The sequence below is a fragment of the Shewanella sp. MSW genome, assembly GCF_007636515.1.
GTDB lineage: Bacteria > Pseudomonadota > Gammaproteobacteria > Enterobacterales > Shewanellaceae > Shewanella > Shewanella indica.
This window is the reverse complement of record NZ_LVDR01000014.1, coordinates 13,410-26,861: the sequence shown is the minus strand read 5'-3', so window position 1 is coordinate 26,861 and position 13,452 is coordinate 13,410. Positions and strand designations below refer to the sequence as shown.

Here is a 13,452-nt window from a genome sequence, read left to right as displayed (position 1 = left end):
AGTGGAAAAGCCAAGGGGTAATACCCTTGGCTTTTTGTATTGGAGAACGCCTGAGCTGGCTAGTTCTCATTGGTGCCGACTTGAATGGTCACATCGGCTGTAGATTCATCTCCTTTACTGTTAACCAGTTTCACTATCACATCACCCAGGAAGACGATAGGGTCTGTGTTTTCCAAACCGGGTTTAAATTCTATGGTAAAGGCACAGAAGTAGTCTTCTGTTCCAGAACCTGTGTAACCAAATGGATGGTTTAATGCACAGGAACCATAGTTGACGCCTTCGAAAGTGCCGCCCGAATTAATCAGTTTGAAACCGGGCATATCGGCACCTGGGAACACATCGACACCTGCAGCGGTGAGCATAGTCAGGTTGGCATTGTTCACGTCGGCATTATGCATACCCAGTACCACCAACATACTGGCGGCAAAGTCCATATCAACTGCGGGTGACCCTGGGGTAAAGGTTACAGTGGCATCATCCATGGCATCCACGGCCTGGCCATCTTCATCTGTACCGTATATGGTTGCCAGATTGGTATGTATATCTGTCCTGTTTCCTTGCACCTGCAGTGTGATGGTACAACTGGCATTGTGACCGGGATCCAGCATTAAACCAGCGAGTGGCGCCGGACCATATGGCAAGCCGTCAACAGTGTCTACTTCACATTTAGCGGTAAGATCACCAAATACAGAGTCATCCAAGGTGTTGAAGGTCACGGTATCAACTGTGTTTTGACCATTGATTTGATCTTTAACACCAAACAGGAAGGTAAACTCCACATCACGGAAGATAGAGAGGTCATCACCTGTTTCCAGTACAGAAGTAGGATCGGCACTCTTATCCAAGGTGATCATGGAAGGAATATCATTGATAACCACTGTGGCTGAGTCGGCAGCCATAGCTTCTATCATCTCATCGTCATAGGCCTTGGCAGTCACAGTATTAGTGTGAGAACCGGCGCCGGTGCCACTGATAAATTCGGTGAAGCTACATTCATAGTAACTACCGTAGGCGATATCGAGATAAGTACTACAACTCCCTTTGCCATTGAGATCACCAAACTTGTCATCTACCAAATAGAAGAGTTCAAGTGGTGAATCATAGGCTTCGGCAGTGTTATTGACCCTGACGGTATAAGTCACGTTTCCGCCTGACTCAGGAACCTGATCCGGGTTTGCAGTTTTCAACACTGTGATGGAGGGGTTCAGGTTTTCAACTTGTACCTGGACCACATTGGAGCAGTGTTCACCGTCTATGCCATTAACCGCAGCGCAGCTGTTGCTGTCGATGACGTCATCGCCGTTTTTGTCTTCCAGCGCCAGTTTAATCAAGTCATCATACAACTCGATATTAGGAGCAAGATCCGGCAAGTCCCTATCGACTATATGAACAGTAAACTGACAGCTATAAGACCCACTTGGCAGAATTTCGCCACCATTCGCCGGTTGAGTACAGTTGGAGGATTTTAGGTACACACCATCACTGGCTCCCACAGGTCCGCCTGCACTCCACAAGTTCAGTGAAGTGTCATAGGTACCATCGGCACCAATATCCACTTCATCGCTTAACGAAGTGATGAATAGTGAAGTTTGGGCATTGGGGTTGTTGAAACTCAACTCAAAAGTGTAAGTGCCTCCGGGTTCATTTTGGGTATTGCTGGTGATGAGTTTTTTATTGATCACAGGTGGGTTGGGTTTGATAAAGACGTCGATATCAAACGCATCGCAACGACACTTGGATGGTGTGCCGGGGGCAGCGGGATTGTTTTCACTGCAATCGGCACCGGTTTTGTTGTGCCAGGCGGCACAGTAATTGAACTCAGCCTTGCCTGAGTTATCATCATCGCGACAGAACAGGGTGATCTGCTCGCCGCTATAGACATGAGTGGCATCATAACCTGCAGCCTTACTGATATCGGCACAGGCATCGAGGTTTTCTTCCAGGTCAACGCCGGGACCATTGGTACGCCCGAGCAGAATTGAACACTCATTATTGGGATCTGAGTCCTGAGCGCTCCAACTGCCTTCCGGTAGATAGACGGAATAGTCATACCTTTGATTAGCCGTAGTGGTAATGGTCACATCTGCCAGGAAAGTTACATCGTCACCCAGTACGCACTCTACCGGCGTGGTACCATCCAGGTTACGGACATTATCCACCTTACTTACCCTGACATCATTGGCTGTACAATTGAGGGCAAATCCCGCTTGTTCGGCCATACAAGCTTGATCGAACTGTTGCGGGAAGAAGGAGGCGTTGACGGGCGTCAAACTCGAGGCACCGTAAAGCGAGGCGCCGCCAATCAGGACGACACCCAGAGCCCTGATCAGCCAGTTACACTGGAATAGTTTCATCTTGCTATCCCTCCGAAGTTTGTTTGGCCACTGACAGTGGCCGCACATTTAGTGAGCTTGCTGCAATCGAGTAACATCACCGGTTAAGGCTTCCTAAAGGAATGGCCGGATTCGCACAGCAAATATCCAAACGCCTCCCTGATAAGCAAACGTCATTCCATATAGTTAACGCTTTGATTTTTAGGTATTTTCTATGTTTTTGTCTGCCAGGTGTAACAGTCTGGGTGTTTCGTCTTTGGAACACTGTGAATGGCTTGCTTTAGAATCAGAGGCTTGAGTATGTTTCAGCTTGTATCACTTGTTCAGTAGCTGGCCTGCGTGTAGCGCAGGCCAGTTTGTTTGGCGCTGAGGGGGGAAGTGAGTCGGTGGGATGAGGCGTCAGACTAATTATCCTGCTGTAATTTATCCAAAATGGCACTAAAGGCTTCGTAGGGATGAGCTCCTACCAATAATTTGGGTGTCTGCATCTGGTTATTACTTACTCGACCTATGATAAAACTTGGGGTGCCGGTGACGCCATATTGCTGACCGTACTGGAGATCTGCCATGACACTCGCCTTAGTGGCAGGATCATCAAGGCAGGCTTCAAAGTCCGGCAGTTGTAAATCTTGCTGCTTGGCACTACTTAAATAGAGTTCAGGATTGAGCCGGGTAATATTGGCAAAAAGTTGTTCTCGCATTGGCCAGTAACTATCTTGTTTGCCGGCACAGGCTGCTGCAATAGCAGCGCTTTCGGCATTGGCGTGAAAGCTTAGCGGAAAGTTGCGAACCAGGTATCTGACCTTACCTGTATCTATATATTGCTGCTTGAGTTTGGGAAAGCTGAGATCCAAAAAGCGTTTGCAATAGGGACATTGAAAGTCTGAAAACTCCACTATGACGATTGGTGCTTCAGATTGACCCAAGGAGGGTAGCTTGCCTTGATTATCCAGGTCAGCCAAGGGCGGCAACTCTTTGGCTTTAGGGGTTGTTGATGCTGTAGCTATTTCATGGATCTCCTTGATTTGTTTTTCCATTTGGATCAGTTGGAGTTTGATCTCAGCCATAGATTGTTTAAGTTCCTGCTCTGAAGAGGACGGCTGCTGTGGCTGACATCCAGACAGCAACAGTAGTGGAAGCCAGATAAACATCAGCGGATGATTGAACATAGTGAGCTCCTTTAGTGGCTGCCACTGACTCCCTGGCAGCATCAGAGTTGAATTTGACACTTCTTTATCAAGCGATAGAAGGTCGTTCTGGAAATATTGAGTTGTCGGGCCGCAGCAGAGATATTGTGGCGGTTATCGGCAATGGCCTTGAGCAGTACTTCGGCATCCAGGTTATCCCTCTGTTTGGCCAGGTCTATATCAGGGTTATGTTCCTTTATTCTATCCAGCCCCAGGGCTTTGGCTGAGATCTCTGTGCCTTCGGCCATGACGGCTGCACGGCGAATACGGTTTTGCAGTTCCCTGACATTACCCGGCCAGTTGTAATTCTGAATGGCATTGAGGGCTTCGTTACTGAATACCAGTGAACTGGCATTGCCCGGGATGCTTTGCAAAAAACGTTCAGCCATGGGAATGATATCGATTTTGTACTCCCTCAGGCTGGGGACATGTAGCCGCAATACATTGAGGCGATGATAGAGATCTTCCCGAAATCGACCTTCATCGACGGCGTTTTCAAGGTCCTGATGGGAGGCAAATATCATTCGGCAGTTGACTGTCTGTGGATGGCAGGCGCCTATCCGCATAATTTGTTTGTCATCGAGAAAGTGCAACAGATTCACCTGGAGGTCCAGCGGCAGATCGGCGATTTCATCCAGAAACAGGGTGCCACCATCAGCTTGTTCCAAATGTCCTATATAGCGCTTGTCTGCCCCGGTAAAGGCGCCTTTTTCATGGCCAAACAGCGTTGATTGGATCAGACTTGCGGGCAGGGCGCCGCAGTTGAGGGTAACGAAAGGGCCTTGACGGCGATGGGACAGAAAATGCAACCATTTGGCACAAAGGCCTTTTCCTGAGCCGGTTTCACCGCTGAGAAGTACCGTATCGTCAGATTGTCCCAGTTTTTCCAGATCCCGCCGCAAGGTTTGGATCAGTGGGTGCTTGCCTTCAATCGCGGTCAGCGGGGCGCCATCAATGGCGACGGTGGGATTGTTCCTCGCCAGTTGTGACATACCCCAGGCATGCCCCAGAGAGTCATTGAAGCGGCACCAGCTCAAAGGCTTGTGGTAGTAATCGATAAAGTTTGCCGACAATAGCCAGCTACAACTTGTGTCCAATATGCCATCTGTCACCGCCAACCATTGCAATTTGGGATGTTTTCTTTGGATCTCGGCTATTTCTCTGGCCTGGCATTTGTGACTACTGGTTTCAATGACGGCAACAATTACCCTGATGTCGTATTGACCCAGTAGGGTCAATGCATCATGGGCTCGCTGTGCTTTGAAGCAATGCCAGCCAAAGGGTGCCAACTCGGCGGCAATATCAGGCAAGCCATCGACAGGATCCAGGACCAATATGTTACGCCGACTGATTCTGGACCCTTTAGAATCGCTTGGAACTTCTTGGTTCATGAGCGTTCAGATCCCTGGGCGTATCAGACTTTAAGTCTAGTCAGCTCAGGGAAGAGCCTCAAGTTACCTGGCAGGGTTTTGGTCGTCTGAAACCCCTGAATATAAGGTCTTGACCCAGCGCTCCTTGGGGATGAATTGCCAGCCCCATTCCCGCCATGCTTGGGGCAGTTCCTTGGCCTGCATCTGCTCGAGAGTCATGCCGCGCTGCTTGCCCTCTTTCATCCAATTGATGCAGTCATCCAGCATATGTTTGAACCTCAGGAGATCGGCCTTATTAGCCAGTTCCCCATGACCTGGAATAACCAGGGTATCCTGATCTATGAGTTCAAGCACGGCCGCGACATTGTCTCTGTAGCCGATGACCGAGCCGCCGTGGTCGAGATCGATAAAAGGAAACCTGTCTTTAAAGAAGAGATCGCCCATATGCACCAGTTTGCGATCCTGCCACAGCACCAGGGTGTCACCATCCGTATGCCCTGGGCCCAGATGAATAAGTTCCAACACCTGGTTGTTGAAGTGAATTTTCAGTCCCTTGTCATAGGTGATAACAGGTAGCGCCTTCTTTTGGGTTGCTTTCTCATTCAAGCGCTTGAGCACATTCTCGTGGGCAAGAATGTTGGCGTTTTGGCCAAAGTACAGATTGCCCCCGGTATGATCGCTGTGAAAATGGGTATTGATGACGAAAGCCGGATGGCCTGGCTTGAGGCCCTGTAATGCCGCAGAAATCTTCTCTGCCAGCGGCGCAAACTGGTCATCTATAATAAGCAGTCCATCCTCCCCGGCGCTGACACCTATGTTGCCGCCGGCGCCGGTCAACATATAGCGACCTGGCAGCAATTCATGAGTGGTTATCTTGACCTCGGCATAGGGATTCTTGGCATAGGAATTGTTTTCCGCCGCGGCAGCCAAGCTGACAAGTGTAAACAGCACGAGTGATGTAAAGCGTTTAAGCAAACCTGGCATGGGAACTCCAACAAATAGTTGAGTGTTGGGATAAAGCTAGTTTGCTATTGATGTCCGGGCAATAAAAAAGCTGCAATGCAGCTTTTTTATCTGTTCAGCGGCGCTTTTCGGCTCAGGTCCAGGGCAGCAGGCGCTGACTGAGTTTGAGCGATTGCCCGAGCCTGATGGCCGCATTATGACGCAGGCGGAAGAAGGCCTGGTAACACAGGGGCACCAAATAGAGACTGGTCAGGGTGGAGAAACTCAAGCCGCCTATGATGGCAATCGCCATAGGTGAGTATGGCGGGCCACCGCCGCCTATCTGAGTGTCTCCCAGCGCCAGCGGAAGCAGGCCCAGCACTGTGGTCCCAACCGTCATCAATACCGGCCGCAAACGGGTGACACAGACAGAGGCGATGACCTCAGACAACTGCTCCAGTGGCGGCGTCATCTGATTGATTTGATCCACCAGCACTATGCCGTTGTTGACCACTATCCCCATCAGGATCAGTATGCCTATCATGGCCATCACGGACATAGGCGTGCCGCTCAGCCACAGGGCCCAGAATACCCCTGTGATGGAGAAGAGTATGCTGGTAATGATGGCGCTCGGCAGCAGCAGCGACTCAAACAAAGCCGCCATCACTATATAGATCATGGCAATCGCCAACACCATGTTGATCAGCATGACAGACTCTTCCTCGTCCTGACGTTGAAAGCCGCCTCTGAGTGAGTAGTCATAACCATGGGGGAAGTTGACATGCTTGAGCGCCGCCATGATCTGTTTCTGCGCCTCTTCCATGCTGAGATCTTCAAGGTTAGCGCCTATGGAAAGTGCCGTCTGGCGATCATAGTGACGAATGACATCGAATCTGGGGACAATTTCCACCTTGGCCAGACTCTCCAGCGAATAGACCTTGTTGTCCTGTCGCACTATGGGCAATTGTTTTAGCCGCTCCAGCGACTGACGCCAGTCGCGTTCAAAGGCCAGTTCGATTCTGAGCTCACCACTGGGATCGTGGCGAAATGAACGCAGTGCTGCGCCCCGCAGTGCCAGGGAGATACTGCCGGCAATATCCTTGATGCTCAGCCCCAGGCGGGCGGCCAGCTCTCTGTCTATCTGTACTATCACCTCCTGCTGGGCGCCGTTGAGCTCAGAGCGCACATCATGCAGGCCCTCTATGTTGGAGAGCAAAGGGATCACCTGTTCACTGAGGCGAATAAGCTCTGAGGTGGAGCGCCCGGTCAGTGTGACTCTGACGCCGGACTCATCGCTGCCCCAGCCAAACTGAGGCTTGGCAATGGAGAACTTGGGAAATCCTTCGCGGATCCGCTTTTTCAGCTCGGCGACATCTTCCTCCAGATCCGGCTTCAGCAGTATGGTGGAAGAGGCATCCTCGGGAGAGTAATAGCTGTAGACGGCATCTATGTGGAACTCATCCTTATGGGCATAGAGGTAGTCTTCCATCTGGTTGACCATGGCCTCGGTGACCGCCAGGCTGTGACGTCCTTGCAACTGGTAGTTGATGTAGAAGCGCTCCTTGCTTTGGCTGTCCTGACTGTCCTGTTTCACCAACGACAGCGGCAGGGCGGTTGACAGCAACATCAGCAGTGCCAGGCAAGTAGCGATTTTCGGGTGCTGCAGTATCCAGTTGAGACTGGTGTGGTAAGACTTCTGCAGCCGCGATTCTTTCTCGACCCGCTCAAACCTGAGTTGCAGTTTTGACAGCATCAAGGGGATCAGTGTCTTGGCCACCAACAGCGAGGCTGCCAGCGAAATGCAGATGGCGATGGCAACGTGTTCGAGGAAGATAGTCAGCTCCACTTTGACCCCGAAAATATTCGGCAGGAACACTATCGCCGTGGTCAGGGTACCGGCCAGCACCGCCAGCGCCACCTTGTCGACTCCGTTGAGGATTGCCCGATCGCCAGTGTTGTTGGGGCTGTCATCTGTATTGTTATCGTTAGCGCCATGTTGCTGCTCCTGCAACACACTCTCTGTGACCACCACGGCATTATCAATCAGCATACCTATCGCCAGCAGCAGCCCCATCATAGAGAGAATATTGAGGCTGTAGCCGAGAAAGTACATGCCGGCCAATGTCATGCAGATGGAGATGGGCACGGAGGAAACCACCACCAGGGTCATGCGCAGGTTGCGCAGGAACAGGTACAGCACGGCAAAGGAGAGCAGGGCGCCCAGCAGGCCGGACATCAACAAGTCCTTGAGCGACGATTTCACTCCATGGGCCTGATCTTCCATGATAAACAGCTTGATCCCCTGAAATTGCTTGTCCTCTCTGGCGGCCTCAATCACTTTAAGCACCCTGGTCGAAACTTCCACCAGATTGGCACCGGATTCCTTGAACACATCCAGGCCGACGGCATATTTCTTATCCAGATGGCGGCCCTCGGTGGCTTCAGGCAGGGCGAAATTGACTTCGCTGATATCGCTCAGGGTCAAACCCGGCAGCAATACCAGCGCCTTGATCTCTTCGAGATTACGGAACTCGCCCTTGGGAGACACCTGATAGACCCGGCCGTTATCCCTAAGGTTGCCGCCGCTTATCACAAAGTTTTCTGCCGCCAGACGCTTGTGAATGGCGGGAACACTCATGCCACTGGCGGCCAGGCGCTGGGCATCGAGACGTATCTCTATCTGTTTTTGCTCCACGCCATAGAGGGTGACCTTGGAGACGCCTTCCACCCGCTCCAGTGGCCGTTTGAGCTGTTTCTCCAGCAGATCGAAGGCGCCGGAGAGTTCCCGCTCACTGGAGATCCTGATATTCAGCATAGGCATGTCGGCGGTGGAGAACTGCATGATAAACACTCGCTCCACATCGGTTGGCAACAGATGGCGCACCGCATCCACCTTTTCCCGCGCTTCCAGGCTGCGGGCGGCGACGTTTTCACCCCACTTCATTCTCACTTCTATCTCGCTGCCATCCTGGCTGGAACGTGAGCGCAGCTCATCGAGTCCGCCCATGGTGGCGAGCGACTCTTCCAGTACATTGGTGATGTCGCGTTCCACTTCCGCCGGAGAGGAGCCTTTGTAAGGCACCTGGATAAAGATCCGCGGGATCTCTATCCCTGGGAACATCTCCAGCGGCAGCAAGCGGCTGGCGGCCAGACCAAAGAGCAAAATGGCCACAAAGAACATGCTGGTGGTCACCGGGCGCTTGAGCGCCAGTTTGGTCAGGTTCATGCGCCTTCTCCCATGGTGGCCAGCTCGGCGTACTGTTTGCGGTCGAACAGGGCATAAAGCACAGGAATAACCACCAGAGTCAGCAGAGTCGACAGGCTGAGGCCAAAAATGACAGTGATCGCCATCGGCGCGCGTACTTCACTGCCATCCCCTAAGCCTATTGCCATGGGCAGCAGCCCCAGATTGGTGGTCAGTGTGGTCATCAGTATGGGTCTTAAACGCGATGCTGCCGCTTGCTTGATGGCGTCGAGACGTTGTTTGCCGCTTTGCCTGAGCTGATTGATCCTGTCTACCAGTACTATGGCGTTATTGACTACTATCCCGGCCAGCATGATAAGGCCGATAAAGACGATGACAGACAGCTGGGTGCCGGTTATCGCCAGGCCGTAGATACTTCCGCTCAGTGCCATAGGTACAGCCATCAGGATAAGCAAGGGGTGCAGCAATGACTCAAACTGACTGGCCATCACCAGATAAACCAGGAATACCGCCAAGATCAGCGCTATCTTCAGCGATTGGAAAGAATGCTCCATCTCTTCATTCTGACCGCCGAATCGGCTCTGCACCGAGGCGGGTAGTGTCAGTTGGCTGAGAATGTGCTTGGCACTGGCCACAGCCTGATTGAGATCGCCATAGGGCAGATTGGCCGACACTATGGCTACCCGCTGCTGGCTGATGCGATTGATTGCCGAAGGTCCCAGAGTCAGCGAGACATCGGCCACGGCGCTCAAGGGGATGGGCTGCGGGCTGGATGGGTTGATCAGCATGGCATCGATATCGCTTATCTGATTGCGTTCATCCAACTCGCTGCGCACCAGAATATCTATCTTGCGCTCCCTCAGAGTGTATTTGCTGGCTACGGTACCGCCAACCCGCTGGGCTATGCTGGTGGCCACGGTTGGTGCATCCAGGCCAAGGGCGGCCATTCTGGCGTGATCAAAACGGATACTCAGCTCCGGCTGACCGTCACGCAGGCTGCTGCTGACATCGACAAAGCGGGGATCGCCCTCCAGCGCCTTAACCAATGAAGCGGCCGAGGTTTTCAACTGTTCCAGTTCATAGCCGGACAACTCTATCTCCAGCGGAGTCTTGAAGCTGAACAGCTCGGGATATTGGATCTGCGCTTCCAGCTCGGGAATAGTGCGCAACGTGCTGCGCAGCTTGGCGGCAACTTGGTCAAACGCGCGGTGATCGGCTAGCACCACCTGCAGCCGCCCCCAGTTTTCGCCGCCACGCCGGGTATCCGAAGTCATGAGACCACCGCTGCCGGCCTGGCTGTAGGCGTGTTTCACTTCCTCTCTGTCCTTGATAGCCAGTGCCAGACGCTGCAATACGGCATCGGTTTGGCTCACCTCACTGCCGGGAGGCAGCAGGATTTCCACATAGAATTCGCCTTGATTCATCGGTGGGATCAGCTCCATTCCCAGGCGGCTCATCAAGACGCCAGAGATGGCGGTGACCGCAATGGCCAGCGCCAGAGTGATGCCACGGAACTTGAGTGCCAGGTTCAGCAGCGGCCGATAGCCATCGGCCAGCCAGCCGTAGCAAAGGTTAAACAGTCTGGACAGCGGCTTCATCACCAGGGATACCAGCCACACCAGCAGCCGGGTGACGATTAACACCAGCGTCAGCAGCAATCTTGGCAGATAGCTGAGCAGCAACAGGAAAGGGAAGGTAAACACAGTGGCGCTGTAATGCTTGAGTTTGCCAAGCTTACCCGCCGGAGGCTGCGGTTTGTCACGCTTGACCAGTTCCGGCAACATAGTGAAGCCTTCGCGGGAAGCCAGCATAGGAATCGAGGTGAGGGCAACCAGCAAAGAGGCCAGCAGGGCGAAAGTAACGGTCAGGGCCTGATCGGCAAACAGGGCCCCGGCAATGCCGTCGACAAATACCAAGGGCACAAATACCGCCAGCGTGGTTAGGGTAGAGGCAAAAATCGCTCCGGCCACCTCTTTGGTTCCTGTGATGGCGGCCTGGCGGCGATCCATCCCCTGAGCCTTGCACCTGTCGATGTTTTCCAGCACCACGATGGCGTTATCCACCAACAGCCCCACCGCCAGCGCGATACCGCCGAGCGACATGATGTTAAGACTGATATCGGCAAAATACATCATGTTAAAGGTGGCTATCACAGAGAAGGGGATAGAGATGGAGATGATCAGGGTAGGGATGATGTCTCGAAGGAACAGGTAGATCACCAGCATCGCCAGCAAACTGCCGATAAGGGCTGATGAGGTCACTTCGCTGACGGCGCTTTCGATAAACTCCGACTGATCGTAAATTATCTCGGGCACTGGCGTGGCGCTGTCTTTGGCCTCAGAGCGCATCTGTTGTAACTGGCTCTTAAGCTTATTGGCTACGGCTACCGTGTTGGCATCGCCCTCCTTATAGATGGCGAGCTCAATGGACTCCTTGCCGCCGATGCGGGTGATATCGCTGCGCTCTTTAAAGGCATCCTTCACTTCGGCTATTTCGCCAAGACGTACCAGGGTATTGCCCTTTTGATAGACAATCACATTGGCCAGCTCATCGAGGGAGTGGAACTGGTTAACGGTGCGCACCAGGTATTCGCGGTCGCCCTGGATCACCTTACCGGCAGAAAGGTTGACGTTTTCTTCGCTGATACGGTTGCGAATGGCTTCACTGCTGAGATCCAGCTGCGCCAGTTTCTGTTGATTGAGCAGAATATGCACTTCCTGCTCCAGCCCGCCGGAAAGGCGCACGGCAGCGACTCCGGAAAGTGACTCGAGATCCCGCTTAAGCTCCTCTTCGGCATAAGTCCGCAGGCGCTTGAGCTCGGCTTCTGTGGCCTTGGGGGCCGGCAGTGCCAGTCGCATGATGGGATCGAGATTGGGATTAAAGCGCAGCAACAAAGGCTTTTTCACATCCAGCGGCAGCTCTATGGTGTCGAGTTTTTCCCGCACATCGAGACTGCCCATATCCATCTCTGTGCCCCATTCAAATTCGAGCACTACATCGGACATACCGGAACGGGAAATCGAACTTATCTGTCTCAGCCCTTTAACAATACCGACCGCTTCTTCGATAGGTTTGGAGATAAGCTGCTCCACCTCCACGGGTGCCGCGCCCTCGTAGAGGGTGCGTATGGTGAGTGTGGGGTAGCTCAAGTCAGGCAACAGCTTTACCGCCAGACGGGAGAAACCCACCATGCCGAACAGGATAACGGCCAGCATAAACATCCAGACGGTCACCGGACGCTTGACCGAAGTGGTAATAATAGACATAAGAGGTGGTCCTTGTGACAGTTAGTTGGCCTTGGCCAGATCCAGCGGAGCTATCACTTCCACCAATGATTGATCCTTGAGATTGTGTTGACCGCGAACCACCACCTGTTCACCCGGACTTATGCCCTCGGTGATTTCCACTTTATCGTCCTGGCGGTAGCCCAGTTTGACCTCGCGGCGCTGCGCCTTGCCCTCTTCGATAACATAGAGCGCCTTGCGATCATCCTGATTGATGACGGCGTTATAGGGCACCACTATCACATTATCGTGGGTGTCGTATCTGAGTTCGACCCGGGTAAACATCCCGGCCTTGAGACTGGCATCCTGATTGGGGATCGAAAGGGTTACCTTGAAAGTGCCGCTGGTGGCTTCCACCACAGGGCTTATTCTGAGTACCTTGGCCGCCACTTGCTGCTGGCGGGAACTGATGACTTCGGCTTCCTGACCTATGCGCAAACTGCTCAGTTGCTGCTCCGGCAGATTGACTATGCCGTAGAGCTCATCCTGATTGACCAGATAGAACAGCTCTTCAAACTCCTTGGCCATATTGCCCTGTTTGACAAAACGTTTGGCGACCACGCCATCTATGGGAGAGCGGATTTGGCTTTCTTCCACCTGCAGTTTGGCCAAGTCCCGACGCGCCTTGGCCGCTTGCAGGTTGAATTCCAGTTTGGCCATGGCATCGGCACTGACAAACTCTCGGTTATTCATTTTCTTCAGCCGGTTGAGCTCCTGCTCGATGATTTGCACCTCGGCTTCGGCCTTATCCAGCTCATAGCGTTGGCGACGGGAGTCTATCACCGCCAGCAACTGCCCCTTGTTGACTCTGTCACCTTCCTCGACTTGCAGAGTTTCTATCAGCCCGGCAATACGGCTGACCACATGGGCTTCTTGTGGCGCTTCCAGTGTGGCTGTGGTGGCGTAGAAGGAGGAAACCTGGCCTTGAGTGACTATGCTGGTCTCGACCGGAATGGCAAAGGCTTGTTGTTGTTCTTCCTGCTGTTGTTCGCTGCAGCCGCTGGCCAGAGACCCAAGCAGTAAAACAGTGCTCAGGGTGTAGGTGAGGTTACGCTTCATGTGAAAGTCCTTATCTTGATCTTTGTTGCGATAAAGCAAAACCGGTGCCAATTTTTAATTTCCTTTTAAAAC

General features: G+C 52.8%; 7 protein-coding genes. All 7 read right to left on the bottom strand.

What is annotated here, in order from left to right; genetic code table 11:
- Window positions 1-59 precede the first annotated feature (59 nt).
- The gene (locus tag AYI96_RS14830) at window positions 60-2,354 is read right to left on the bottom strand and encodes a hypothetical protein (protein WP_071477427.1); all 2,295 of its coding nucleotides are present in this window, start codon (window positions 2,352-2,354) and stop codon (window positions 60-62) included.
- A 383-nt stretch (window positions 2,355-2,737) separates the two neighbouring features.
- Window positions 2,738-3,502, bottom strand: coding sequence for a thioredoxin domain-containing protein (locus AYI96_RS14825; protein ID WP_162207119.1), 765 nt, complete (start codon window positions 3,500-3,502; stop codon window positions 2,738-2,740).
- Window positions 3,503-3,543: 41 nt separating this feature from the next.
- A complete protein-coding gene (locus AYI96_RS14820) occupies window positions 3,544-4,911 on the bottom strand; it encodes a sigma-54-dependent transcriptional regulator (protein WP_039035093.1) in 1,368 nt (455 codons plus the stop codon).
- Window positions 4,912-4,974: 63 nt separating this feature from the next.
- A complete protein-coding gene (locus tag AYI96_RS14815) occupies window positions 4,975-5,874 on the bottom strand; it encodes an MBL fold metallo-hydrolase (protein WP_144361869.1) in 900 nt (299 codons plus the stop codon).
- A gap of 112 nt (window positions 5,875-5,986) precedes the next feature.
- Window positions 5,987-9,058: an efflux RND transporter permease subunit gene (locus tag AYI96_RS14810; protein ID WP_144361868.1), complete on the bottom strand. Its 3,072-nt coding sequence runs from the start codon at window positions 9,056-9,058 to the stop codon at window positions 5,987-5,989.
- The gene (locus AYI96_RS14805) at window positions 9,055-12,303 is read right to left on the bottom strand and encodes an efflux RND transporter permease subunit (protein WP_144361867.1); all 3,249 of its coding nucleotides are present in this window, start codon (window positions 12,301-12,303) and stop codon (window positions 9,055-9,057) included. The genes AYI96_RS14810 and AYI96_RS14805 overlap by 4 nt, the downstream gene beginning before the upstream one ends.
- Window positions 12,304-12,324: 21 nt before the next feature.
- Complete coding sequence (locus AYI96_RS14800) at window positions 12,325-13,380, bottom strand: efflux RND transporter periplasmic adaptor subunit (protein WP_039035121.1); 1,056 nt, start codon at window positions 13,378-13,380, stop codon at window positions 12,325-12,327.
- Between the last annotated feature and the right edge of the window lie 72 nt (window positions 13,381-13,452).

Bases quoted from the DNA above. Each gene is read 5' to 3' on its own strand.
- AYI96_RS14830 (WP_071477427.1), bottom strand. From the start codon at position 2,354: ATGAAACTATTCCAGTGTAACTGGCTGATCAGGGCTCTGGGTGTCGTC.
- AYI96_RS14825 (WP_162207119.1), bottom strand. From the start codon at position 3,502: ATGTTCAATCATCCGCTGATGTTTATCTGGCTTCCACTACTGTTGCTG.
- AYI96_RS14820 (WP_039035093.1), bottom strand. From the start codon at position 4,911: ATGAACCAAGAAGTTCCAAGCGATTCTAAAGGGTCCAGAATCAGTCGG.
- AYI96_RS14815 (WP_144361869.1), bottom strand. From the start codon at position 5,874: ATGCCAGGTTTGCTTAAACGCTTTACATCACTCGTGCTGTTTACACTT.
- AYI96_RS14810 (WP_144361868.1), bottom strand. From the start codon at position 9,058: ATGAACCTGACCAAACTGGCGCTCAAGCGCCCGGTGACCACCAGCATG.
- AYI96_RS14805 (WP_144361867.1), bottom strand. From the start codon at position 12,303: ATGTCTATTATTACCACTTCGGTCAAGCGTCCGGTGACCGTCTGGATG.
- AYI96_RS14800 (WP_039035121.1), bottom strand. From the start codon at position 13,380: ATGAAGCGTAACCTCACCTACACCCTGAGCACTGTTTTACTGCTTGGG.